The organism is Georgenia daeguensis, assembly GCF_039537705.1.
Lineage (GTDB): Bacteria > Actinomycetota > Actinomycetes > Actinomycetales > Actinomycetaceae > Georgenia > Georgenia daeguensis.
In genome coordinates this window covers 22,069-46,016 of the sequence record NZ_BAABBA010000010.1, presented here as the reverse complement: position 1 = coordinate 46,016, position 23,948 = coordinate 22,069, and the positions used below count along the sequence as shown (strand labels likewise).

The window sequence follows — 23,948 nt, the reverse complement described above, 5'->3', positions numbered from 1 at the left end:
TGGGCCTCACGGTCAGACCAGCGATGGAGCAGGCATGGCAACGACGCACGACGTGACGACCCGGTCCCCCGGCTGCCCGGTGGACCACCACGGCTACCAGCCGTTCGACCAGCACGACCCCTTCCCCGCCTACGCCGAGCTCCGGCGCGAGGCGCCCGTCATGTTCGACGAGCGGATCGGGTACTGGGTGGTCACGCGTTACGACGACATCAAGGCCGTGTTCGCCGACTGGGAGACGTTCAGCAGCGAGAACGCCCAGAAGCCCGTGCGCGAGCGCGGTCCGCAGGCGCGGAAGATCATGGAGGAGGGCGGCTTCACCGCCTACTCCGGGCTCTCCGCCCGGGTTCCCCCGGAGCACACCAGGATCCGCGAGATCGTCCAGCGCGAGTTCACCCCCCGCCGGTACAAATCGCTCGAGCCGGCGATCCGGCAGAACGTGGTGGACCTGCTGGAGAAGATCCTCGCCCGGCCCGAGCGGCGCGCCGACCTGTTCCGGGACCTCGCCTACGACGTCCCCACCATCACGATCCTCACGCTGCTCGGCGCCGACGTCGGGCAGATCGACACCTACAAGCGCTGGTCGGACTCGCGCGCCGCGATGACCTGGGGCGACCTCTCCGACGAAGAGCAGGTGCCCCACGCCCACAACCTCGTCGAGTACTGGCAGGAGTGCCTGGCCCTGGTCGCCCGCGCCCACGCGGAGGGTGGGGACAACCTCATCGCCGACCTCGTGCGCGACCAGCGGGGTGGTGCGGAGATCACCGACCACGAGATCGCCTCGGTCGCCTACAGCCTGCTCTTCGCCGGCCACGAGACCACGACGACGCTCATCGCCAACTCCCTGCGGGTCCTGCTGGCACACCGCGACCAGTGGCAGTCCCTCGTCGCGGACCCGAAGAAGATCAAGGCGGCGGTGGAGGAGGTGCTGCGGTACAGCCCGTCCATCGTGGGCTGGCGCCGCCGGGCCCTGAGGGACGCCACGATCGGCGGCGTCGAGATCCCCGCGGGCGCCGACATCCTGCTCCTTATGGGCTCGGCCAACCGCGACGAGGCCCACTTCGCCGACGCCGAGGTCTTCGACGTCGACCGGCCCAACGCGCGCGAGCACCTGTCCTTCGGCTTCGGCATCCACTACTGCCTGGGCAACATGCTCGCCAAGCTCCAGGCACGGATCGTGCTCGAGGAGGTCGCCGCCCGGGCCCCGCACCTCGCCCTCGACGACCCCGACGCCATCGGGTTCCGGGAAAACCTCTCCTTCCGCATCCCCCTCGCCGTGCCCGTGACCTGGGAGGCCTGACGTGACCACCTACCTGCAGTTCTTCGACGCGGGCCTCGAGCCGGAGCACGACCTCCTGGGAGGCAAGTGCGCATCCCTCGTGTCCATGACCGCCGCGGGCATGCCCGTCCCGCCCGGGTTCGCGGTCACCACTGCCCTGTACGACGCCTTCCTCGCGGAGGCGGGCATCGCCGCGGACATCCACCGGCTCCTCGCGGGGCTCGACGCCGACGACGTCGCCCACGTCGACGCCGTCTCCGCCCAGATCCGGGAGGAGATCTGCTCCCGGGCGATCCCGGAGCCTCTCCGCGTGGCCACCAAGGCCGCCTACGACGAGCTCATGGCCCGGTGCGGCGGGGAGGTGCCGGTGGCCGTGCGGTCCTCGGCGACGGCGGAGGACCTGCCCGGCGCGAGCTTCGCCGGCCAGCAGGACACATACCTGTGGCTGACCGGCTGGGACGAGGTCCGCGAGCACGTCCGCCGCTGCTGGGCCTCGCTCTACACGAGCCGGGCGATCATCTACAGGCTGAAGAACGGCATCCCCGACGACGGACTCTCGATCGCCGTCGGCGTGCAGAAGATGGTCAACGCGCGCGTCTCCGGCGTCGCCATGACCCTGGACCCCACGAACGGCGACCGGTCCAAAATCGTCATCGACGCCTCCTACGGGCTCGGCGAGATGGTCGTCTCCGGGCAGGTCACCCCGGACAACGTCTGGCTCGACAAGGTCATGCTCACCGTCGTCGCGGAGACCCTCGGGGACAAGCACGCCGAGCTGGTGCCCGACCCGGGGTCCCGCTCGCTCGTGGAGCGTGAGGTGGACGCCGAGCGTCGCGCCCGCCGCAGCCTCACCGACGCCGAGCTGGTGGCGGTCGCCACGATGGCGAAGCGCGCGGAGAAGCACTACGGCTCCCCGCAGGACATCGAGTGGGCGATCGACGCCGACCTTCCCGACGGCGTGAACCTGCTCCTCCTGCAGTCTCGCCCGGAGACGGTCTGGTCGGCGAAGCCTGCGGCGGCGCCCGCACCCGTTTCCCACGCCGGCGCCGCAGGCCTCAGCAGCTTCACGAGCGTCCTGCTGGGCGCGAACGCCGGGTGACGCCGGCGCAGGCCCGACCGGCACGAGAGCAGTCCGCCGCACCAGAACCGCGCGAGAGCAGTCCCCACCAGAACCGCACCCGAGCAGCCCCCCTGACCCCGCACGACCCCCCCGCGACGACGACGCCGCACCCCCGCTGCACCGACGCAGCCGACGGAAAAGGTGAGCCATGGCCAGCAAGTCCTTCCCCAGTCCGTTCGACCTCCCCACGCCCCCCGGTGCCGAGGGGTGGGAGGACATCTACCCCTACTATCTCGTCTTCCAGGACGCCCTGAAGCAGGCGGAGGACGAGAAGTTCTGGTTCTGCGACAGCCAGCACTGGCCGACGGTCTACAAGCCGTTCGAGACCATCGGCGGGGAGTTCGCCGTGAAGTGCCTGGGGCAGTACAACGCCCGGCACCTGATGATCCCGAACGCCAACGGCATCGAGTTCCGGGTCCACCTGGGCTACCTCTACATGTCCCCGATCCCCGTGCCCGAGGACCAGATCGCGGCCCGGGTGCCCGTGTTCGAGGAGCGGGTCGGGTACTACTTCCAGAACTGGGAGCGCCTGCTCGAGCAGTGGAAGGTCAAGGTCCGCGCCACCATCGACGAGATGGAGACGATCGAGTTCACCAAGCTGCCCGACATCGTCCCCACCGAGGACATCCTCTCCGGCAAGGCGATGGACGGCAGCGAGAAGCTCCTCGAGAACTACGACCGGCTGATCCAGCTGTGCTACCGCAACTGGCAGTACCACTTCGAGTTCCTCAACCTCGGCTACATCGCCTACCTCGACTTCTTCAACTTCTGCAAGGAGGCGTTCCCGAACATCCCCGACCTGGCCATCGCCACCATGGTCCAGGGCGTCGACATGGAGCTCTTCAAGCCGGACGACGAGCTCAAGGAGCTCGCCACCCTTGCCGTCGAGCTCGGGCTCGAGGGCCACTTCGGCAGCACCGACGACGTCGCGGGGACCCTCGCGGCGATCGCCGCCGCCCCGGGCGGGGACCGGTGGACCGCCCGCTACGAGCAGGCTCAGGACCCGTGGTTCAACTTCACCGTCGGCAACGGGTTCTACGGGCACGACAAGTACTGGAACGAGCACCAGGAGATCCCGCTCGGCTACATCGCGGACTACATCCGCCGCCTTCAGGACGGCCAGCAGATCCGGCGGCCGGTCGAGGAGCTCATCGCGGAGAAGGAGCGCATCGTCGCCGAGTACCGCGAACTTCTCGACGGCGAGACCCGGGCCGCCTTCGACGCCAAGCGTCAGCTCGCGGCCACCGCCTACCCCTACGTCGAGAACCACAACTTCTACATCGAGCACTGGACCATGGGAGTGTTCTGGCGCAAGGTCCGCCAGCTCAGCCGCATGCTCCACGCCGAGGGCTTCTGGAGCGAGCCGGACGACCTGCTCTACCTCAATCGCAACGAGGTGCGCGACGCCCTCTTCGACCTCGTCACCGGCTGGGGCGTCGGCGCCCCGAGCGGCCCGGTCGGCCCGGTCTACTGGCCCGCCGAGATCGAGCGGCGCCGGAAGATCGTCGACGCCCTCAAGACGGCCCGCCCCGCCCCGGCGCTCAACACGCCGCCGGCGGTGATCACCGAGCCGTTCACCCGCATGCTCTGGGGCATCACCACCGAGCAGGTCCAGTCGTGGCTGGGCGTCGACGACGAGGACGGCTTCACCGGCCTGCGCGGTATGGCCGCCTCCCCGGGGGTGGTCGAGGGTGTGGCCCGCGTGGTCCACGACGCCGACCAGCTCGGCCAGGTCCAGGAGGGCGACATCCTCGTCGCCACGGTGACCGCGCCGAGCTGGGGGCCCATCTTCGGGAAGATCAGGGCCACCGTGACCGACATCGGGGGCATGATGAGCCACGCCGCCATCGTCTGCCGGGAGTACGGCCTGCCGGCCGTCACGGGGACCGGCTCCGGGTCGACGACCATCCGCACGGGGCAGCGCCTGAGGGTGGACGGCAACACCGGCACCGTCACCATCCTCGACGACGAGGCGCAGGAGTCGCCCGAGACCGTGCTCGACGGGGCGGTGCGGTGACCGCAGCTAGCAGCCGGACCGTGCTCGTCACGGGCGGGGCAGGCGGGCTCGGGCGTGCGTTCGCGCTCGGGCTCGCCGGCCCCGGCACCACCGTGGCGGTGGCCGACGTCGACGCCGCCGGCGCCGAGGTGACCGCCGCCCTGGTGCGCGAGCAGGGCGGGCAGGCCGCCGCCGTCGAGGTCGACGTCACCTCCCCGGCCTCCACCGAGGCGATGGCCGCCGAGGTGGCCCGGCTCGGCGGCGGCATCGACGTCCTGGTCAACAATGCCGCGATCTACGCGGGCATCACCCGCAGCCCGTTCGAGGAGATCGACCCGGACGAGTGGGACCGGGTCATGGCCGTCAACCTCAAGGGACCGTGGCTGTGCGCCCGGGCATGCAGCCCCCACCTGCGCGAGGGCGCCTCGGTCATCAACGTCTCCTCCGCCACCGTCTACAGCGGCTCGGAGCAGTGGATGCACTACGTCGCTTCCAAGGGCGGGGTGGTCGCACTGACCCGGGTGATGGCCAAGGAGCTCGGCCGCCGCGGGATCCGCGTCAACGCCATTGCGCCTGGCTTCACGCTCACCGAGGCGAGCTACGGCCTCATGGAGGACGCCGAGAGCTACGGCGTCGACCGGGGCGCCCTCCGGCGCGCCGCCCGGCCGGAGGACATCGTGGGCGCCGCCCGCTACCTCGCCAGCCCGGACAGCGCGTACGTGAGCGGGCAGACCCTCGTGGTCGACGGCGGACGTCAGTTCATCTAGGAGGAACCATGCCCCAGATCACCTACACCGACCACGAGGGCGCCACCCGCGTCGTCGACGGCGTCGCCGGGGACTCGGTCATGGAAACCGCGGTGCGCCACGGGGTCCCCGGGATCGTCGCCGAGTGCGGCGGGTCGTTGTCGTGCGCCACCTGCCACGTGTTCGTCGCCGAGGAGGACCTGGAGCTGCTCCCGCCGATGAGCGAGATGGAGGACGAGATGCTCTACGGCACCGCCGTGGACCGGGAGGAGAACTCCCGGCTCTCCTGCCAGCTGCGCCTGACCGAGGGCTGCGACCTCCACGTCACCACCCCCGAGACGCAGGTCTGAGCGATGACCGGACTGCTCATCGTCGGCGCGAGCCAGGCCGGGGTCCAGCTCGTCGCCTCCCTGCGCGCGCTCGGCTTCCACGAGCCGATCACCCTCCTCGGCGAGGAGAACCACCGGCCCTACCAGCGCCCCGCGCTGTCCAAGGAGTTCCTCCAGGACAAGGTGGGCAAGGAGTCGCTGATCTTCCGCACCCAGGAGTACTGGGATGAGCACCGCGTGGACCTGGTCAAGGGCGAGCGGATCGAGCGGGTCGAGCGGCAGGACGACGGCTCGGGCACCGCGCACACGGCCTCCGGCCGGGCGTTCCGGTTCGACCATCTCGCGCTCGCCGTCGGCGCCCGGGCTCGGAGACTGGAGAGCCCGGGCCACGACCTGACCGGGGTGCTGTACCTGCGGAACGCCGACGACGCCCTGGCGCTCAAGGCGCACCTGCCCGCCGCGAGCGACGTCGTCGTCGTGGGCGGCGGGTTCGTCGGACTGGAGGTGGCCCGCAGCGCCCACGCGCTGGGCAAGCGGGTCACCGTGCTGGAGGCCGGGCCGCGCCTGGTGGGCCGGGCGGTGGGGGAGGAGACCTCGGAGTACTTCCTCCGCGCGCACCGCGCCGCCGGGCTGGACGTCCGCCTCGGCACCCAGGTGACGCGGTTCGTCGGCGACGGTGACGGCCGGCTCACCGGCGTCGTGCTCGCCGACGGCGAGACCGTGCCCGCGCAGGTCGCGCTGGTGGGGATCGGCGCCGTCCCGAACACCGAGCTGGCCGAGCAGATGGGCCTGGAGGTAGACAACGGCATCGTCGTCGACCGCTCGGCGCGCGCGTCCGACGGCAGCACCCTGGCCATCGGCGACTGCGCCAACCTGCCCAACCCGGTCCCCGGCTCGCCGGCCGGGGAACGGCTGCGGCTCGAGAGCGTCAACAACGCGGTCGAGCACGCCAAGGTGGCCGCCTACTCGCTGGTGGGACGCCGCGAGGAGTACGCCGGCATCCCCTGGTTCTGGTCCAACCAGGGAGACCTCAAGCTGCAGATCGCCGGCCTGTCGCTCGGGCACGACGCCACCGTGGTGCGCCGCGACGACACCCGGGGGAAGTTCTCCGTCCTCTACTACCGCGCCGGGCGGCTCGTCGCCGCCGACTGCGTCAACAACCCGCTCGACTTCATGGCCGTCAAGAACGCACTCGCCCAGGCAGCGACGATCCCCGCCGAGCTTGCCGCCGACGCCACCGTCCCGCTGAAGGGCCTCGCCCGGCGCGAGCCCGCCGCCCGATGAAGGAAGTGCCATGTCCGCACCGCCCGCCGCCCGCCTGACGACCAACCTGACCGTTGACACCTCGCCGATCGTCCTGACCCCCGCCGCCGGGACGGACCTCGACGACGTCTGGCGCGCCGTCGTCCCCGAGTCGAGGGCGCGCAGCAACGACGTCCATCTGCCGATGTCCCTCGCCTACGCCGAGCGGCTGTGCGCCGTGCACCCCCGGGCGGACGCCCGGCTGGTGCGGGTGGCGACCCTGCTGCACGACACAGGCTGGGGGCGGGTGGACGAGGAGCGCATCCTCTCCGAGGGGTTCACCGGGGACTGGCGCAAGGCGGAGATCCGGTACGAGCACGAGCGGCAGGGTTGCCTCGTCGCCCGCGAGGTGCTGCCGCCGCTGGGCTACGCGCCGGAGTTCGTCGACCGGGTCACGGCGATCATCGACGGGCACGACACCCGGCCGTACTCGCTGTCGCTGGAGGACTCCCTCGTGCGGGACGCGGACCGGCTGTGGCGCTTCGACTACGCGGGCATCGCCCTGGCCGCCGGCTGGTTCCGGCTCGACCCGGCCACCTACGCCGACCGGCTCGAGACCGAGATCCTGCCCGAGCTGCTCACCGAGGCCGCCCACACCCTCGCCGTCGCCCACCTCGCCCGGTCCCGCGCGCTGCTGAAGACGGACGTGCTGCGGTGAGCGCGGTGACGTCCGGGGCCGGCCCGGCGGTCCTCGACCGGGGGAGTCTCATCCTGCCGTACACCCGGCAAGACGACCACTTCATCGACGGCGCCTGGCGGCCCTCGACCGGCACCGTGCGCAACGTCGTCGTCGACCCGGCCACCGAGGAGGCGTGGGGCGAGGTCCCGAACGCCACCGCCGAGGACGTCGACCGCGCGGTGGCCGCCGCGCGGCGGGCGCTGCCCGGCTGGGCCGCCCTCGCACCTTCCGAACGTGCCGCGCTCATGCTCCGGGCCGCCGACGAGCTCGAGCGCCGCGCGCAGCCGCTGGCCTGGACGAACACCCGGGAGAACGGCTCCCCGCTGGCCGAGACGTCGGGGGCCGCCGCGAACGCCGCGGGCATCCTGCGCTACTTCGCCTCGCTCGCCGGTCATCTGGAGACGCCGGACGTCCGCCCGTTCCCGAACGGCGCCGGGGAGACCGTGGTCAGCTGGGACCCGGTCGGCGTGTGCGCGCTCATCGCGCCGTGGAACTTCCCCATCAACCTGGTGGTCATCAAGCTCGCGCCGGCCCTGCTCGCGGGCTGCACGGTGGTAGTCAAGCCAGCCTCGCCCACCCCGCTGTCGATCCGGCTGGTGGTCGACGCCGTCGCCGCCGCGGGCCTTCCCGCGGGCGTGGTCAACCTCGTCACCGGGAGCGGGTCGGTGGGGGACGCCCTGGTGCGCCACCCGCAGGTCGACAAGGTGGCCTTCACCGGCTCCACCCCCGTCGGACGCCGCATCGCCGCAGCGTGCGGCGAGCTGCTCCGGCCGGTCACCCTCGAGCTCGGCGGGAAGTCCGCCGGCATCGTGCTGCCCGACGCCGACCTCGACGAGCTGTCCCGGGTGCTCATCCGCTCGTGCCTGCGCAACACCGGGCAGACCTGCTACATCTCCACCCGCCTGCTCGCGCCCGCCGAGAGGTACGACGAGGTGGTCGACGCCGTCACGGCCACCGTCGCGGCCGCGCCCCTGGGTGACCCGCTCGACGAGCGCACCGTGTTCGGGCCGGTGGCCACGCGCTCCCAGTACGACAGCGTGCTGGAGTACCTCGCCGCCGGGCACGCCGAGGGGGCCCGGGCCACCACCGGCGGGGCGGCGGCCGACCTGGGCCGCGGCTACTACGTCCGCCCCACCGTCTTCGCCGACGTCACGCCCGGCATGCGGATCGCGCGCGAGGAGATCTTCGGGCCGGTGCTCAGCGTGCTGCGCTACGAGGGCGTCGACCAGGCGGTCGAGCTCGCGAACGACACCACCTTCGGCCTCGGCGGCATCGTCTTCTCGGCCGACGACGAACGGGCGTACCAGGTGGCGCGGCGGGTCAGCACCGGCTCGATCGGGCTGAACTTCTTCGCCTCCAACCACAGCGCCCCCTTCGGCGGGCGCGGCGACTCCGGCCTCGGTGTGGAGTACGGGCTCGAGGGCCTGCACGCCTACCTCTCGCCGCAGTCCGTCCACCGACGGGCGAGGCGATGACCCGGGCCTCGCTGCTCGGCCGGGACGTGCGCCACCTCGTCCCGCCGGACTCCGCGGTGCCCGGCCTGATCACGCTGACCGGCCGCGACCGCGCCGTGTGGGAACGCGCGGCGGGGTACCTGCGCGTGCGCGACAACGACAGCCACACGCTGTACTCCTACGCGCTCGCCACCGCGCTGCTCGCGCAGACGCCCGAGGCCAGCGCCGAGGTGGTGCTCCCGGCGATCCTCCTGCACGACACCGGCTGGTCGGCCGTGCCGGAGGAGCACATCCTGGAGGCGATCGCCCCCCAGGCCCGGCGGCCCGAGCTCGTACGGGCTCACGAGATCGCCGGCGCGCGCATCGCCCGGGAGATCCTCACCGACCTGCGGCACGACCCCGGGGACATCGAGAAGATCGTCGCCATCGTCGACGGTCACGACAGCCGCGCCGAGGCGCTCTCCGTCGACGACGCCTGCGTCAAGGACGCCGACAAGCTCTGGCGGATCACCCCGCACGGGCTCTCCACGGTGCAGCGGTGGTTCGGCCTGGACGCCGAGGAGGCGCTGAGACTGGTCGCCTCGCGCACGCACGAGCACCTGCACACCGCCGCGGGCCGTGCCATGGCGGGTGCGCTGGCGGCGGTCGCCGCGATCCGGGTCAGTCCGGAGACGCTCGCGCTCGAGCGCGTTCGCTAGCCGGCCCGGACCCGCGTGCCGGAGTCACGCACGAGCTGATCGGGGGACCCGAGTGCGCGGGGTCATGCACGCGCCGCCGATCGGGCCGGGACCCTCACCGGCGAGGTGCCGGTGACGGAGAGCAGGCCGCGCAGCTCATCCACGAAGGCGTCCGCCATGGCGACGGCGAAGCCCCGAGGGTCGTCCGCCGCGTCGGGCACCTCCGGCACGACGTGGTGGACGATGCCCGCAGCAAGCAGTTCAGGTGCGCTGACCCGCTGGCTGCGCGTCATCTCCGCCGCGTGCTCGACGTCGCGGTAGACGATGGCGCTGGCTCCCTCGGGCGGCAACGGCGAGAGCCAGCTGTGCTCGGCAGCGATCACCCGCCGTGCCGGCAGCAGCGCCAGCGCGCCCCCGCCGCAGCCCTGGCCGAGGAGCAGTGAGACGCTGGGCACACGCAGGCCCGCCATGTCCGCCAGGCACCGGGCGATCTCGCCGGCAAGGGCTCCCTCCTCGGACCGGGGAGACAGGTCCGCGCCCGGGGTGTCGATGACCGTCACGAGCGGCAGGCCGAGCTCGTCGGCCAGCCGCATGCCCCGGCGTGCCTCCCGCAGGGCGGCGGGCCCCATGGAGTCACCGGCGCTCTGGTAGCGCCGGTCCTGCCCGACGAGCACGCACGGGAGCCCGCCGAAGGAGGTGAGGGCAAGCATCAGGCCGGCCTCGTGCTCGCCGTCGCCGGTGCCCGACAGGGGAAGGACGTCGTCGGCGGCGTACCGCAGCAGCTCGCGCACGCCCGGTCGCCTGGGGTCCCGGGTACGCAGCACGGACTCCCAGGCGTCGTGCGCCGGGGCGGGAAGGGAAGGGGTGGGCGTCTCGGGGCGTGCCGGCGCCCTCGAGGCGGGCGGGGAGAGCAGGGCGAGCACCCGGGCGGCCACCTCGGCGACGTCCTCCAGCGGGACGACGGCGTCGAGGATGCCCTTGTCGACGAGGTTCTCCGCCACCTGCACCCCGGCAGGGAAAGGCTCCCCGTGGAGCGCCTCGTACACCCGCGGGCCGAGGAACCCGATGAGAGCCCCTGGCTCCGCCACGGTGACGTGGCCGAGGGAGCCCCACGACGCGAACACGCCGCCGGTCGTGGGGTGACGCAGGTAGACGATGTAGGGCAGCCCCGCCGCCTTGTGGGCGACGACGGCGCGGGAGATCGTCACCATCTCGACGAACGCCGGGGTGCCCTCCTGCATGCGGGTGCCGCCCGACGCGGGCGCCGCGATGAGCGGGAGCCGCTCGAGAGTGGCCCGGCACACGGCGGCGGTGACGCGGGCGGCCGTGGCGCGGCCGATGGTGCCACCGAGGAAGGCGAACTCGCTGACGATGACGGCCACCCGGTGGCCACGGATCGTGCCCTGCCCGGTGATCACCGCCTCGTCGGTGCCGGCGCGTGCGCGGGCGGCCCGTAGCTCGGCGGCGTACTGCTCGTCGTAGCCGGCCAGATCCACCTCTGCGTCCCACGAGACGAACGTCCCCGTATCGATCACCTGGGCGAGCAGCTCAGCGGCGCGTGGGTGCGTCATGGCTCTCCTCCTCCCACGCCAGCCAGGCACGCACGGCGGAACCGTCGGCGCCGAGCACGGGCGGCGCCTTGTGGCGGGTGCGCGTCAGCTCCCGGCCGACGGTGTCGAAGAACCGCAGCGGCGGCCCAGGCAGCTGGAGCCGGCCGAGGGTCTCGTGGTCGACGTCGACGAGCAGGCCCTGGCTGAGCACCTGGTCCCAGGTGTAGACCTCCTCGAGGGTCCGGACCCGGCCGGCGGGGATGCCGAGCTCGCGGAGCCGGGTCAGCAGGGCCGCGGCCTCCCAGCCGGCGAAGACCTCCTCCACAAGGGCGACGAGCGCGTCGCGGTTCGCCACCCGCTCGGCGTTGCTGGCCAGGCCCGGTGCGCCGGGGTCGAGGCCGAATGCGGCGCAGAAGGTGCGCCACAGGCCCTCGCTGCCGACCGCGATCTGCACCGAGCCGTCCGCGCAGCGGAAGAGCCCGTACGGCGCGATCGACGCGTGGTGGTTCCCCTGGGCCCGGCCGACCTCCCTGGCCACCGTCCACCGGGAGCCCTGGAAGGCGTGGACCCCCACGGTGGCGGCGAGCAGCGAGGTGCGCACCACGGCGCCGCGCCCGGTCGTGCTGCGCTCGTGCAGGGCGGCGACGACGCCGAAGGCGCCGTACATGCCGGCGAGCAGGTCCGAGATCGGCACTCCCGACTTCTGCGGGGTGTCCGGGTCCGGCCCGGTGAGGGACATCAGCCCAGCCTCGCCCTGGGCGATCTGGTCGTAGCCGGGCCGGCCGCCCTCCGGCCCGTCGTGCCCGAACCCGGTGATGGAGAGGATGACCAGGCCGGGGTTGAGCTCGTGCAGGGTCTCGAGGCCGAGACCCAGACGGTCGAGCACCCCGGTGCGGAAGTTCTCCACCAGCACGTCGGCGCGGCGGACGAGACCGAGGAGCACCGCACGGTCGCCGTCGTCCCTGAGGTCGAGCGTCACCGACTCCTTGTTCCGGTTCGCGGCGAGGAAGTAGGTCGACTCGGGAGCTCCGCCGCCGGCGGGGGTGACGAAGGGCGGGCCCCACCCGCGGGTGTCGTCGCCGGCCCCGGGGGCCTCGATCTTGACGATCCGGGCGCCTAGGTCCCCGAGCATCATCGTGGCGTGGGGGCCGGCGAGGGCCCGGGAGAGGTCGACGACGAACGTGCCGGTGAGCGGCCCGTCTGCGGTCTCTGACATGGATGGCACCTCCTGGAGGTGGTTGGACGGCACCGTCGCCGCGCCGGGGGGTCAGTCGGACTGGCGACCGGAGAGCTGCTCGACGCCCTTGAGGAGCGCGGAGTGGTCGAGCGTGCCGTGGCCCTGGGCGACGAGGGAGCCGACCAGCTGACCGACCAGGGCGCCGACCGGGGTGATGACCCCCGCCTCGCGGGCCGCCGCCTGCACGATGCCGAGGTCCTTGTGGTGCAGCTGCAGCCGGAAGCCGGGGTCGAAGGAGCGGTCGCGCATGTTGGCCTTCTTCTGCGTCAGCACCTTGGAGCCGGCGAGCCCGCCTCCCAGCACCTCGAAGGCGGCGTCGACGTCGACGCCGTACGCCTCGAGGAAGACGGTGGCCTCGGCCAGGGCCTGGATGTGCGCGGCGACCATCAGCTGGTTCGCGGCCTTGACGGTCTGGCCGGAGCCGCTCGGCCCGACGTGGACGACCGTCTTCCCGACGACGTCGAGCAGGGGCCGCGCCGCGGCGAAGTCCGCGGGCTCACCGCCGACCATGATCGACAGCGCGGCGTCCTTGGCGCCGGCCTCGCCGCCCGAGACGGGGGCGTCGAGGAACGCCAGGCCCCGCTCCCGTGCCCGTCCCGCGAGGTCCTGGGTCACGTCGGGCCGGATCGTGGAGAAGTCGACGAGCAGCGCACCTCGCTCGGCATGGGCGAGCACGCCGTCGTCCCCGCCGAGAACCTCCTCGACGTCCGGGGAGTCCGGGAGCATGGTCATGACGACCTCGGCACCCCGGACGGCCTCGCGCACGGACGGGGCGGCCCGCCCGCCCGCCGCCACGAGCGGCGCCGTCTTCTCCGGCGTGCGGTTGAACCCGACGACGTCGTGCCCGGCGCGCGCGAGATGGACGGCCATCGGGCTGCCCATGATGCCGAGCCCGATGAAGGCGATGCGGGTCATGACGGCTTCCTCTCCGAGGTGCTGGCAGTGCCGGCCGCCGTCTGCGCGGGCAACCAGCCGAACGATTCGGCCGTCCGGGTGGTCGGCTTGTACTCCAGCGCGACCCAGCCGGCGTAACCGGCGTCCTCGAGCCGGCCGAGGAAGGCGGGGATGTCGATGCCTCCCGTGCCCGGCTCGCCCCGCCCCGGTGCGTCGGCGATCTGGACGTGCCCGATCCGCTCCGCTTGGGTGTCCAGGACGGCCCCCACGTCGTCGCCGTTGACTGTGAGGTGGTACAGGTCCAGCAGGAACGCGAGGTTGGTGGCGCCGGTCTCCCGCTGGACCCGGTCGAGCACCCCGATCGCGTCGCCCGCCAGCTTGAGCGGGTACGCAGGCGTCCCGCTCACCGCCTCCAGGAGGACGGTTCCGTCGATCGCGGCGACGGCGCGGGCCGCGGCCGCGAGGTTCTCCACCGCGAGCTCATCCTGCTCGGGCGCCGTGGCACCGTCGACGCGGTTGCCGTACAGGGCGTTGAAAGACCGGCACCCCAGGCGCCGCCCGATGTCGACGACCACGTCGACGTTGTCCCGGAACTCCCGGGAGCGTCGCGGCCAGGACACCGCGCCGCGGTCGCCGCCCGCCATGTCACCGGCGAAGAAGTTCAGGCCGGCGAGCTGGACGCCGGCGTCCTGGACGGAGGTCACGAATCTGTCGACCTCGCCGTCGCCCGGAACGGCGTCCCGGAACGGCCACCAGAACTCGACGGCGCCGAAACCGGCGGCACGGGCCGCCTGCGCTCGCTCGGTCAGCGGCAGTTCCGTGAACATGATGGAGCAGTTGACCGCATACCTCGACGGGTGCATCGTCGCAGCCCTCTCGATAGGTGATAGGTGTGCCTCATTGCGTGAACGGAAGGTAGCGGTGCGGACCAGATAGGTCAACGATTCGTTTCCACTCAGTGGTTGTCGGATCCCCGAGCTGCCCGCAAACCCGATCGGATCCGCGGAATCCCCGCCTTGGGCGCGCTCCGGCGACCCCGGCGGCTGCCCCGCCGGCGTCGCCTTCCGGTACGGAGTTCTCCAGGCGCAATGGCATCCCGGATATGAAACCTTTCAAAAAGTAGGCGCTCCGATACCCATTGACTTTCGGTCAGTGAGTTGTACTGTTCACCACCAACACGAGGGACCGGCGGTCACAAGCCAGAGCCGGGTCGGTGTGCAGGCGGTAGGGCCGCCTGAACGACAGAGCGAGTCCCACGAACCACTTCTCCGCGAGGTCACAGTGACGTACTTCGTGCTCAAACGACTGCGCCACGGGCTGCTGAGCCTGTTCGGCATCGTGATCCTGGTCTTTCTTCTGGCGCGAGCCACGGGCAGCCCGGCCCGGCTGTACCTCCCCGAGGACGCCGGCCCGGAGGCGATCGCGGCGTTCAACGCCGAGCACGGGCTCGACCAGCCTCTCTACATCCAGCTCTTCGACTACCTCAAGGGTCTGGTCCGGCTCGACCTCGGAGAGTCGATGGCGTACGGCGAGCCGGCGCTGGCCACCGTTCTCTCGCGGTACCCGGCGACGCTCCAGCTGTCCCTCGTCACCATCGTCATCGCGGCCGTTCTGGGCATCTTCGTCGGCGCGGCCAGCGCGGCACGCAGACGGTCCGTGTTCGACGGCGGTTCCCGGGTGATGTCTCTCGCCGCCCTGAGCGTGCCGGACTTCTGGATCGGCATCACTGGCATCGCGGTCTTCTCGGTGTGGCTCGGCCTCCTGCCGACGTCGGGCAACGCCGGCTGGCAGTACTGGATCCTGCCGGTGATGACGCTGGCCATGCGGCCGGCCGGCATCCTCACGCAGGTCACCCGCAGCTCCATGCTCGGCGCCCTGGACTCCGACTACGTCAAGGTCGCCCGCGGCAAGGGCGTCCGGCCCGCGGGGATCGTCTACAAGCACGCGTTGCGCAACGCGGCCATCCCCATCATCACGGTCGCCGGTCTCTCGCTCGCCCAGGTCGTCAACGGCGCTCTCGTCGTCGAGACGGTGTTCGGGTGGCCGGGCGTGGGCACCTTGATGGTCACCTCGATCTACGCCCGGGACTTCGCGGTCATCCAGGCGGTCGTCCTGGTGACGGGTGCCGCGATCATCGCCCTGAACTTCCTCATCGACGTCGCCTACTCCTGGGTGAACCCGCAGATCCGGTTTGGAGACTGACGTGCTGAAGACAGCCCTTCCGCGCCGCAGGTTGGTCTCGGCGTCCGACGCCGCCCTGCACGGCGGCGATCCCGGGAGCGACGCCGAGCAGGTGCAGCAGTCGGAACGATTCCGGGCCAAGCTCGCACACACCGTCCGGCACGACCGTGGGGCCCAGTTCGGCATCGCGTTCCTCGGCGTCGTCCTGGCGTCCTCCGTGCTGTCCCCGCTGTTCGTCACCGACGCGCTCGTCCCCAGGCTGGACATGCGGTTCACGCCGCCGACGCTCGAGCACGGCTGGCACTACGTGCTCGGGGCCGACGCCCTGGGGCGGAGCTTCCTGGCCCGGCTCGTCGTGGCCGGCCGCACGACGCTCCTCATCGCTCTTGTCGCGGTGCTGCTCGCCTCAGTCATCGGGTCGATGATCGGCGCCACGGTCGGCTACGTGCGCGGCGCGGCGGAGACCGTCGTCATGCGGGTCACCGACGTGATGCTCGCCTTCCCCTCGCTCCTGCTCGCCCTCATCGTGCTGTACATCCTCGGCCCGGGGGTGGCCTCGCTGATGTTCGTGCTCGCCATCGGCAGACTTCCCGCCTTCACCCGGGTGGCCCGGGGCGAGGCCCTGGCGGTCCGCGAACGGGTGTTCATCACGGCGTCGCGGTCGCTGGGAAGTGGCCCGTTCCGCATCATGGCGAAGCAGATCCTGCCCGTGATCGCGCCACCCCTCGTCGCGCTGGCGACCCTGGAGTTCGCGCTGATCATCCTGGCCGAGTCGGCCCTGAGCTTCCTGGGTCTCGGCATCCAGGCGCCGGACGTCACCTGGGGCGGCCTCATCGCCGAGGGGCGCAACTACCTCCGGGACGCCTGGTGGGTGGCGCTGCTCCCCGGCCTCGTCATCACCCTGACAGCTGTCTCCGTCAACCTCGTCGCGGACGCGGTCCGGCGCACCAACGAGACGGACTAGACCATGGGAGACCAGGACATGAGGACGATCACCAGAGCCGTGAGCGCCACGGACACCCGGACCGCGCCGGCCCCCGGGGAGAACACCCTCCTCGAGGTGCGGGACCTGCGGGTGGACCTTCATCTACGGCGCGGGACCGTCAAGGCGGTCGCCGGGCTCAGCTACCACGTGGGCCGGCACGAGACGCTCGCCATCGTGGGGGAGAGCGGCTCCGGCAAGAGCGTGGCCGCGCACGCCGTCCTCGGTGTGCTGAACGAGCTGCCGGTCCACGAGATCCACGGGTCGGTGCGGCTGAGCGGCACGGAGCTCCTGACAATGCCCGAGCGCGAACGACGGGCCGTGCGGGGCGACCGGCTCTCGCTGATCAGCCAGAACTCCTCCCTCAACCCCGTCTTCACCGTGGGCTGGCAGGTCGGTGAGCCGTTCCGGGTGCACCGCGGGATGTCCCAGGCGCAGTCCCTCAAGCACGCGGCCGAGCTGCTCGACCGGGTGGGCATCCCTTCGGCGAGCACGCGCGTGAACGACTACCCCCATCAGTTCTCGGGTGGTCAGCGCCAGCGCGCCAGCATCGCGATGGCCCTGGCGCTGGAGCCGGACGTCCTGATCGCCGACGAGCCGACCACGGCGCTCGACGTGACCATCCAGGCGCAGATCATGGAGCTGCTCACCGAGCTCAAGGACGAGAACGGCATGGGGCTCATCCTCATCACCCACGACCTGGGGCTCGTCGCCGAGGCCGCGGATCGCGTCGTCGTGATGTACGCCGGCCGGGAGGTGGAGACCGGGACCGCGGAGGAGATCTTCACGAGCCCCGCCCATCCCTACACCCGCGGGCTGCTGCGCTCGATCCCCGACGTCAGCCACAAGCGCGACCGCCTGCACCCGATCAAGGGCTCGCCCCCCGACCTGATGCGACCACCGTCCGGGTGCCCGTTCCACCCGCGGTGCGAGTGGGCGAGCGAGCTGTGCAGCACGGAGCTGCCGCCCGCGCAGCCGCTCGGACCGGGACGTGCCGCCAGCTGCCACCGACTCGAGGAGGTCGCCGGTGTCTCCCATCGCGACTAGCACCGCTCCGCTCCGCCCAGGCGCGACGTCCGGGGAACCGCTCCTGGAGGTGGTCGACCTGCACAAGCACTACCCCGTCAAGGAGGGGCGGGTGCGCAAGCGGCAGACCGCGACGCTGAGGGCGGTGGACGGCGTCACCTTCACTGTCCGCCAGGGCGAGTCCTTCGGGCTGGTCGGTGAGTCCGGCTGCGGGAAGTCGACCCTCGCCCAGACCATCACTCGGCTGGTCGAGCCTACCTCGGGGCAGGTGCGCTACCGCGGCCAGGACATCCTGACGATGACGCCCGCCGAGCTGCGCGCCTTCAGGCGCAAGGTGCAGTTGGTGTTCCAGGACCCGTTCGAGTCGCTCAACCCGCGCAAGACGGTCCGGCAGATTCTCTCGGAGCCGTGGGAGATCCATCCCGACGTCGTGGCCCGCACCGACCGTCGGCGCCGCGCTGGCGAACTGCTCGAGATGGTGGGGCTGCGGCCGGACCACCTCGACCGCTATCCCGGCCAGTTCTCGGGCGGGCAGCGCCAGCGGATCGGCATCGCCCGCGCGCTCGCCCTGGGACCGGAGCTCATCGTCTGCGACGAGCCGGTCTCGGCGCTGGACGTCTCCGTCCAGGCGCAGGTCATCAACCTGCTTCAGGAGCTCCAGGCCGAGCTCGGGCTGTCCTACGTGTTCATCGCGCACGACCTCGGCGTCGTACGGCACATCGCCGACACCGTCGGCGTGATGTACCTCGGTCGGATGGTCGAGTACGGACCCGAGGCCGACATCTTCGAGCGGACGCAGCACCCGTACACGCAGGCGCTGCTTCGCTCCGTCCCCAGGGCACGGTTCGGCGCCGGTGCCGGCCGTCCCGCGAGGCAGCTGCTCACCGGTGACGTGCCCAGCCCGATCGACCCGCCGTCCGGCTGCCGATTCCGCACCCGGTGCACCTTCGCGACAGACCTGTGCGCCGAGTCGGAGCCGTCGCTCCCGGACCACCGCACGGCGGACCAGGGCGCCGCCTGTCACTTCCCCGGCATCGCGGCGGACGCGCTCGCGTCGGCCGCTCAGGCGGTACCGGCGGAGACGGACGTCGTCGCTCGCCCGAGCTGACGACGGTCCCGACGAATCCCACATAGACGAACCCACAGGAAGGAAGTGCCATGAGTGATCAGGATGCCGCGGTGCAGGAGGTCCTCGACTCGATGAACCAGATCGTGGCGCGCGACGGAGGAGACATCAAGCTGATCGATTTCGACGCCGCGGCGGGGGTGCTGAACGTCGAGTACCGGATGGGCGTCGACCCTGACTGCGCCACCTGCTCCATCCCGCCGGAGATGCTCCAGTCGTTCCTCGTCGAGGGCCTCCGGGCCCACGGCGTCACCACCAACGAGGTCATCGTCGCCGGCGTCGAGTAACGCCCGACCATCCGACGCACGCCCGGGGGTGAGAGGCATCTGCTCACGCACCCCGGCGGCGACTTCCAGCCAGACACAGAGGAGAATCCCATGGCGTCCGACCACAGCGTGAACCTGCTCGAGCACGAGCAGAGCGAGGCCCCGGAGGGGGCGGTCCAGCTCGACGTGCTCGATCCTCGGCCCGCTCGGCACGGGGGGCAGGAGCCGGGCAGGCGCGCGCCCCGGCTGCGCACCCTGGAGAACAAGACGATCGGCCTGCTGTGGAACGGCAAGGCCAACGGCGACGTCGCCCTGCGTACCGCGGCCAGGCTCATCGAGGAGCGCGTGCCGGGTGTGACCTTCAAGTTCTACAGCGGAGCCATGCCCTGCCCGCCGGACCTGGTGAAGCAGGCTGCCGAGGAGTGCGACGCCGTCATCGGCTGCACCGCCGACTGCGGTTCCTGCACCTCCTGGATGACCCACGACACCACACAGATCGAGCGGATGGGCAAGCCCACCGTCATCCTGGCCTCCAAGGGATTCGAGCACGACGTGGAGGTCAGCGCACGCGCCTTCGCGCTGCCCGACCCGAACTACGTGCTGGCCCCGAAGGTCTACAACAACCTCACCGAGGACGAGGCCGTCGAGCAGACCCTCGACCTGGTCGACGACGTGATCGAGAACCTCACGGTGCCCCGGGACGGTTCGTCGGTGCTCCTGGACGAGCCGAAGGAGAGCTGGCGCTACGCGGCGGGCGACGCGTTCGCCGTCATCGAGGAGTTCAACAAGGACTTCATGGACCGAGACTGGGGCGACGGCTACCCGCTGTGGCCGCCGACCCGCGACGCGGTCGATCGCCTCATGGGTGCCGTCGACGGCCGGCCCGACGACGTCGTGTGCGTGCTGCCTCCCGGCAACGGCGAGGCTACCGTCCGCTCCGTCGCGATCAACGCGGCGATGGCCGGGTGCCTGCCGCAGGAGATGCCGGTGATCATGGCGTCGCTGCGCGCCATCGCCAACATGCGCCCGGTGCCGCGCGGGGCGCTGATGTCCACCAGCGCCTACGCCCCACTGGTGGTGGTCAACGGCCCCATCGCCCGCGAGCTCGGCATCAACGGCGGCCGTTCGTGCCTCGGGCCGGGCAAGCAGAACGAGGTGAACATCCGGATCAGCCGGGCCATCGTGTTCGCCCTCAAGAACATCGGCTCCTGGTACCCCGGCGTGATGGACATGGACACGATCGGCACCACCCGCAAGCACATCGTCGTCGTCGCCGAGAATGAGGAGGAGAGCCCCTGGGAGCCGTACCACGTCTCGCTCGGCCACAAGCCGACGGACAGCACCGCGTCGGTCTTCTTCACCAGCGGCGAGTGGGACATCAGCATCCAGGGCGCCCTGGACGCTCCCCAGCTCGCGCGGTCCATCGCCTCCTTCAGCGGTGGCAACAACAGCAGCGGGTACTTCACCAACCTGGGCGGTTCGGAGCGGTTCTCCGGGCTGGGTCGCCTGCTGTTCCTGGCCCCGCCCCATGCCCTGCCGCTGGCGAACGAGGGCGGCTTCTCCAAGCACGCGCTGGAGAAGTTCATGTTCCACCACGGCCAGGAGCCGGTCGACCGGATGATCGAGCCGATCCGCAAGCTTTATGCCGACGGCAAGGTCAAGCCCGAGTGGCGCTGGCTGTTCGAGATGTCTCCGGAGGAGGCGAGGCGCACCACCCTCCCGGTCATCGAGAAGCCGGAGGAGTACTCCATCGTCGTGGTCGGCTCGGTCCGTGCGAAGGACCTCCTCATGCCCACCCGCTCACGGCCGTACACCGAGCTGATCACGTCGACGCCGACCCTGAACGACTGACCCCAAGCCCCCCTCTCCGAAAGGCATGTCAATGACGACATCTAGGGACCTCGTGCAGCACCGATCCCGGACCCCACGTCGATCCGCGGCCGGTACGGCCGTCGCCGCACTGGCGGCGGTCGCGCTCACCGCCTGCTCCGCCGGAGGGGCGGGGGAGGCCGGTACGACGGGCGGCAGCTCCGACGCCGCCCTGCGGATCGTGATGGCCAACCCCCCGAAGGAGGGGACCCTCGACACCTGCGACGGGGACAACAACCAGCTCCTCCAGGAGAACATCACGGAGCCGCTGGTGCGGGCCAACGGCGAGACCGGCGAGCTCGAACCGCTGCTGGCGGTGGAGTGGACCGAGGAGAGCGCGACCCGGTGGCTCTTCACCCTCCGGGAGGGCGTCACCTTCCACGACGGGCAGCCCTTCGACGCCGAGGCCGCGGCGTGGTGGTTGAACCGGGTGCTGGACCCGGCGACGGACTGCTACGTGCTCGAGAGCGTCCTGACCTCCGACATCACCTCGGTCAGCGCGGTCGACGAGCACACCCTCGCGATCGACCTCGGCTCACCGGACCCGATCCTGCCGCGCCGGCTCGCGTTCACCCCGATCGGGGCCCCCACCGACGACCCGCTGGCCGAGGTCACCGACCCGGTGGGCACCGGCCCGTACCAGTTCGTCAACTACACCCCCGACCAGTCCTTCACCATGGAGCGGTACGCGGACTACTGGGGAGAGGCGCCCGACGTCGAGGAGGTCGAGTACATCTTCCGCAGTGAGAGCGCGGTGCGCGCGGCCATGGCCTCGACCGGGGAGGTGGACCTCGCCATGTCGATCACCGCACAGGACGCCGACGCACCCAACGCGCAGACCTACACCATCTCGGAGACGCTCTACGCGCGGCTGGACAGCGAGGTCCCGCCGTTCGACGACGCACGGGTCCGCAAGGCCGTGAACCTCGCCATCGACCGGCAGACGTTCATCGACAACGTCTTCGGCGGCAAGGGGGAGCCCGCCAGCGAGATCTTCCTGCCCAACGTGGTCGGCTACAACCCCGACGTGACGTGGGAGTACGACCCCGACGAGGCCAGGCGGCTCATCGCCGAGGCCAAGGCCGACGGCGTCGACGTGGACCGCGAGATCGAGATTCTCGGCCGCGCGGGGCTCCGCAACTCCAACGGTTCCGAGACCATGGACACGCTCGCGGCCATGCTCGGCGAGGTGGGCCTCAAGGCCCGGACCGTGGTGATGGAGTTCGAGCAGTACCGGGACCGGTTCGAGGCTCCGCAGGACCCCGCCGCACTGCCGATGATGATCGTCAACGTGCACGGGAACTCGCTCGGTGACGCCCATCTCAGCCTCGCCGGCAAGCTGGGCTGCGGAGCCCCGCAGTCGCCGGTCTGCGACGAGACGTTCCAGCAGATGCTCGACGCCGCCGGCGCCGCCAGCGGCGACGAGCGGGAGAGCCTCCTGCAGGATGCAGCACGGTACGCCCACGACGAGATGACCTTCCTGGTGCCTGTCGCGTACACGACCGACACGCTCATCACCGCGAACGAGTGCGTGCAGTACACCCCGAACCCAGCGACGTTCCAGAAGCTGGCCGTCGCGGAGATCAAGCTGGACTGCTAGATCCACCGGGTTCCGGCGGGCACCTGCCCGCCGGAACCCGGCAAGACCGGGGAGCTGCCGTGGCTCACGACTTCCCGTAGTGCTTCGCCCCTTCCGGCGGTGCTCCATCTCCTTCCGGTCGGCGTTCTCGTCCCCGTCCGGTCGGTGCTCCACCCCGGTCTCCGCCTGTGCGTTCAGGGAACACCCGCGCACCAACACCTGAGGAGTTACCCGTGTCGCCTGAAGTCCGAGCGGTCGCGATCATCGGATCCGGCCCTGCGGGATACACAGCCGCCCTGTACGCCGCACGCGCCAACCTCGCGCCGCTCGTCCTCGAGGGGTCGATCAGCGCCGGTGGCGCGCTGATGTCCACCACGGGCGTGGAGAACTTCCCCGGGTTTCCGGGCGGCATCCAGGGACCCGACCTCATGGCGCTGCTTCGCCGGCAGGCCGAGGAGTTCGGCGCCGAGCTCGTGACGGAGGACGTCGTCGAGGTGGACCTGGCGTCTGAGACCAAGCGGCTCCGTACCGAGAGCGGCGCGGAGTACGAGGTGCGGGCTGTGATCGTCGCTACCGGTGCCGGCTATCGCGAGCTGGGACTGAGCGACGAGGCGCGACTGACCGGGTACGGGGTCTCCTGGTGCGCCACCTGCGACGGGGCGTTCTACAAGGAGAAGGACGTCGCCGTGGTCGGCGGCGGGGACTCCGCCGTGGAGGAGGCCCTGTTCCTCACCCGTTTCGCCCGCTCGGTGACCATCATCCACCGACGAGACGCCCTGCGCGCCTCGGCCGTGATGCAGGACCGGGCGCGCGCGAACCCGCGCATCTCCTTCGCGTGGAACAAGGAGGTGATCGGCCTGGTGGGAGAGGACAGGCTCAGGGGGGTCCAGCTTGCCGACGCTCGGTCCGGTGACCTCGGCGAGCTGCTGGTAGACGGCCTCTTCATCGCGATCGGGCACGTCCCCAGGAGCGACCTGTTCAGAGGCCAGCTCGAGCTGACGGCCGGCGGCCACATCAGCGTGCAGTCCCCGACCACGGCGACCAGCCTGCCCGGCGTCTTCGCGTGCGGCGACGTCGTGGATGCGCGGTACCGCCAGGCGATCACCGCTGCGGGGAGCGGCTGCGCCGCAGCTCTGGACGCCCAGCGGTACCTCGGCGACCTCGGGGTGCCGTCAGATAGCCGGGCCTTTAGCCCCGCGAGTACGGTGGCGACAGGGCCGACGGACGTGGCTCGAACCGCGATCCAGGCGGTCCTGCCCGCGACGGAGGGGACGAGGAAGATGACTGCGAACGACGTGCAGCCCGTCAACGACGACACCTTCGCGAGCGAGGTGCTGGAGCACGACCAGCCCGTGCTCGTCGACTTCTGGGCGACCTGGTGCAGCGCGTGCCAGCTGATGTTCCCGGCGCTGAACGACTTCGCCCGCGAGTACGAGGGAGTGCTTGCGGTGCGGAAGGTCGACGTCGACGAGAGCCCGCTGACCGCTGAGAGGTACGCCATCGGGTCCATGCCCACGCTCAAGCTGTTCCGCGGCGGCGAGGTCGTCCACACGATCGTGGGCGCCAGGACGAAGTCCAGCCTCGTCGCGGAGCTCGGAGAGCTCCTCCAGCTCGCCACGCCATGAGAGGGAGAGCGTGATGTCTGTCGATCGGCACGAG

At 71.3% G+C, this 23,948-nt stretch carries 21 protein-coding genes; 17 read left to right on the top strand and 4 right to left on the bottom strand.

Translation table 11 applies throughout. The annotated features are described in order from the left end of the window. Positions 1 to 34: 34 nt before the first annotated feature. The 9 genes from ABD774_RS11385 (at position 35) to ABD774_RS11345 (ending at position 9,600) form a co-directional block, all read left to right on the top strand. Positions 35 to 1,297 carry a cytochrome P450 gene (locus tag ABD774_RS11385; protein WP_345041130.1) on the top strand — a complete coding sequence of 421 codons (1,263 nt, stop codon included), beginning with the start codon at positions 35 to 37 and terminating at the stop codon, positions 1,295 to 1,297. A gap of 1 nt (position 1,298) precedes the next feature. Further along, positions 1,299 to 2,375 (top strand): PEP/pyruvate-binding domain-containing protein, encoded by a 1,077-nt coding sequence (locus ABD774_RS11380; protein WP_345041128.1) that lies wholly within the window; start codon positions 1,299 to 1,301, stop codon positions 2,373 to 2,375. Between the two features lie 169 nt (positions 2,376 to 2,544). Continuing rightward, complete coding sequence (locus tag ABD774_RS11375; protein ID WP_345041125.1) at positions 2,545 to 4,413, top strand: PEP-utilizing enzyme; 1,869 nt, start codon at positions 2,545 to 2,547, stop codon at positions 4,411 to 4,413. Next, positions 4,410 to 5,159: an SDR family NAD(P)-dependent oxidoreductase gene (locus tag ABD774_RS11370; RefSeq protein ID WP_345041122.1), complete on the top strand. Its 750-nt coding sequence runs from the start codon at positions 4,410 to 4,412 to the stop codon at positions 5,157 to 5,159. The genes ABD774_RS11375 and ABD774_RS11370 overlap by 4 nt, the downstream gene beginning before the upstream one ends. An 8-nt stretch (positions 5,160 to 5,167) precedes the next feature. Next, positions 5,168 to 5,488, top strand: a complete 321-nt coding sequence (locus ABD774_RS11365; protein WP_345041119.1) for a 2Fe-2S iron-sulfur cluster-binding protein — start codon at positions 5,168 to 5,170, stop codon at positions 5,486 to 5,488. Between the two features lie 3 nt (positions 5,489 to 5,491). After that, positions 5,492 to 6,751 (top strand): NAD(P)/FAD-dependent oxidoreductase, encoded by a 1,260-nt coding sequence (locus tag ABD774_RS11360; RefSeq protein WP_345041117.1) that lies wholly within the window; start codon positions 5,492 to 5,494, stop codon positions 6,749 to 6,751. A gap of 10 nt (positions 6,752 to 6,761) precedes the next feature. After that, entirely contained in the window at positions 6,762 to 7,427 is a 666-nt protein-coding gene (locus tag ABD774_RS11355) for an HD domain-containing protein (protein ID WP_345041115.1), read from the top strand. Further along, positions 7,424 to 8,923, top strand: a complete 1,500-nt coding sequence (locus tag ABD774_RS11350) for an aldehyde dehydrogenase family protein (protein WP_345041114.1) — start codon at positions 7,424 to 7,426, stop codon at positions 8,921 to 8,923. The genes ABD774_RS11355 and ABD774_RS11350 overlap by 4 nt, the downstream gene beginning before the upstream one ends. Further along, positions 8,920 to 9,600, top strand: coding sequence for an HD domain-containing protein (locus ABD774_RS11345; protein ID WP_345041112.1), 681 nt, complete (start codon positions 8,920 to 8,922; stop codon positions 9,598 to 9,600). The genes ABD774_RS11350 and ABD774_RS11345 overlap by 4 nt, the downstream gene beginning before the upstream one ends. A gap of 62 nt (positions 9,601 to 9,662) precedes the next feature. On the opposite strand, the gene ABD774_RS11340 is transcribed toward ABD774_RS11345, so the two are convergent. The 4 genes from ABD774_RS11340 to ABD774_RS11325 are packed head-to-tail and all read right to left on the bottom strand — an operon-like array spanning position 9,663 to position 14,087. Next, on the bottom strand, positions 9,663 to 11,150 hold the full coding sequence (locus ABD774_RS11340; RefSeq protein ID WP_345041111.1) for a carboxyl transferase domain-containing protein: 1,488 nt from the start codon (positions 11,148 to 11,150) through the stop codon (positions 9,663 to 9,665). Next, on the bottom strand, positions 11,128 to 12,345 hold the full coding sequence (locus ABD774_RS11335; protein ID WP_345041109.1) for a CaiB/BaiF CoA transferase family protein: 1,218 nt from the start codon (positions 12,343 to 12,345) through the stop codon (positions 11,128 to 11,130). The genes ABD774_RS11340 and ABD774_RS11335 overlap by 23 nt, the downstream gene beginning before the upstream one ends. Positions 12,346 to 12,396: 51 nt before the next feature. After that, positions 12,397 to 13,281: a 2-hydroxy-3-oxopropionate reductase gene (locus ABD774_RS11330; RefSeq protein ID WP_345041106.1), complete on the bottom strand. Its 885-nt coding sequence runs from the start codon at positions 13,279 to 13,281 to the stop codon at positions 12,397 to 12,399. Further along, a complete protein-coding gene (locus ABD774_RS11325) occupies positions 13,278 to 14,087 on the bottom strand; it encodes a hydroxypyruvate isomerase family protein (protein WP_345041104.1) in 810 nt (269 codons plus the stop codon). The genes ABD774_RS11330 and ABD774_RS11325 overlap by 4 nt, the downstream gene beginning before the upstream one ends. Before the next feature lie 454 nt (positions 14,088 to 14,541). Between ABD774_RS11325 and ABD774_RS11320 the strand changes: the two genes are divergently transcribed. From ABD774_RS11320 to trxB, 8 genes are all read left to right on the top strand, one after another. After that, entirely contained in the window at positions 14,542 to 15,462 is a 921-nt protein-coding gene (locus ABD774_RS11320; RefSeq protein ID WP_345041102.1) for an ABC transporter permease, read from the top strand. A gap of 1 nt (position 15,463) precedes the next feature. Next, positions 15,464 to 16,405 (top strand): ABC transporter permease, encoded by a 942-nt coding sequence (locus ABD774_RS11315; RefSeq protein ID WP_345041100.1) that lies wholly within the window; start codon positions 15,464 to 15,466, stop codon positions 16,403 to 16,405. Positions 16,406 to 16,423: 18 nt separating this feature from the next. After that, entirely contained in the window at positions 16,424 to 17,470 is a 1,047-nt protein-coding gene (locus ABD774_RS11310) for an ABC transporter ATP-binding protein (protein WP_345041097.1), read from the top strand. Then, on the top strand, positions 17,451 to 18,557 hold the full coding sequence (locus tag ABD774_RS11305) for an ABC transporter ATP-binding protein (RefSeq protein WP_345041095.1): 1,107 nt from the start codon (positions 17,451 to 17,453) through the stop codon (positions 18,555 to 18,557). The genes ABD774_RS11310 and ABD774_RS11305 overlap by 20 nt, the downstream gene beginning before the upstream one ends. Positions 18,558 to 18,607: 50 nt before the next feature. Next, positions 18,608 to 18,862: a NifU family protein gene (locus ABD774_RS11300; RefSeq protein WP_345041093.1), complete on the top strand. Its 255-nt coding sequence runs from the start codon at positions 18,608 to 18,610 to the stop codon at positions 18,860 to 18,862. 90 nt (positions 18,863 to 18,952) lie between these two features. Beyond that, positions 18,953 to 20,692 (top strand): UGSC family (seleno)protein, encoded by a 1,740-nt coding sequence (locus ABD774_RS11295; protein ID WP_345041091.1) that lies wholly within the window; start codon positions 18,953 to 18,955, stop codon positions 20,690 to 20,692. A 31-nt stretch (positions 20,693 to 20,723) separates the two neighbouring features. Next, entirely contained in the window at positions 20,724 to 22,310 is a 1,587-nt protein-coding gene (locus tag ABD774_RS11290; RefSeq protein ID WP_345041089.1) for an ABC transporter substrate-binding protein, read from the top strand. A 212-nt stretch (positions 22,311 to 22,522) separates the two neighbouring features. Then, complete coding sequence (gene trxB / locus ABD774_RS11285; protein WP_345041086.1) at positions 22,523 to 23,914, top strand: thioredoxin-disulfide reductase; 1,392 nt, start codon at positions 22,523 to 22,525, stop codon at positions 23,912 to 23,914. Positions 23,915 to 23,948 lie beyond the last annotated feature (34 nt).

Coding starts and splice junctions, on each gene's coding strand:
- ABD774_RS11385 (WP_345041130.1), top strand. CDS start 35: ATGGCAACGACGCACGACGTGACGACCCGGTCCCCCGGCTGCCCGGTG.
- ABD774_RS11375 (WP_345041125.1), top strand. CDS start 2,545: ATGGCCAGCAAGTCCTTCCCCAGTCCGTTCGACCTCCCCACGCCCCCC.
- ABD774_RS11365 (WP_345041119.1), top strand. CDS start 5,168: ATGCCCCAGATCACCTACACCGACCACGAGGGCGCCACCCGCGTCGTC.
- ABD774_RS11360 (WP_345041117.1), top strand. CDS start 5,492: ATGACCGGACTGCTCATCGTCGGCGCGAGCCAGGCCGGGGTCCAGCTC.
- ABD774_RS11355 (WP_345041115.1), top strand. CDS start 6,762: ATGTCCGCACCGCCCGCCGCCCGCCTGACGACCAACCTGACCGTTGAC.
- ABD774_RS11345 (WP_345041112.1), top strand. CDS start 8,920: ATGACCCGGGCCTCGCTGCTCGGCCGGGACGTGCGCCACCTCGTCCCG.
- ABD774_RS11340 (WP_345041111.1), bottom strand. CDS start 11,150: ATGACGCACCCACGCGCCGCTGAGCTGCTCGCCCAGGTGATCGATACG.
- ABD774_RS11335 (WP_345041109.1), bottom strand. CDS start 12,345: ATGTCAGAGACCGCAGACGGGCCGCTCACCGGCACGTTCGTCGTCGAC.
- ABD774_RS11330 (WP_345041106.1), bottom strand. CDS start 13,281: ATGACCCGCATCGCCTTCATCGGGCTCGGCATCATGGGCAGCCCGATG.
- ABD774_RS11325 (WP_345041104.1), bottom strand. CDS start 14,087: ATGTTCACGGAACTGCCGCTGACCGAGCGAGCGCAGGCGGCCCGTGCC.
- ABD774_RS11310 (WP_345041097.1), top strand. CDS start 16,424: ATGAGGACGATCACCAGAGCCGTGAGCGCCACGGACACCCGGACCGCG.
- ABD774_RS11300 (WP_345041093.1), top strand. CDS start 18,608: ATGAGTGATCAGGATGCCGCGGTGCAGGAGGTCCTCGACTCGATGAAC.
- ABD774_RS11295 (WP_345041091.1), top strand. CDS start 18,953: ATGGCGTCCGACCACAGCGTGAACCTGCTCGAGCACGAGCAGAGCGAG.
- ABD774_RS11290 (WP_345041089.1), top strand. CDS start 20,724: ATGACGACATCTAGGGACCTCGTGCAGCACCGATCCCGGACCCCACGT.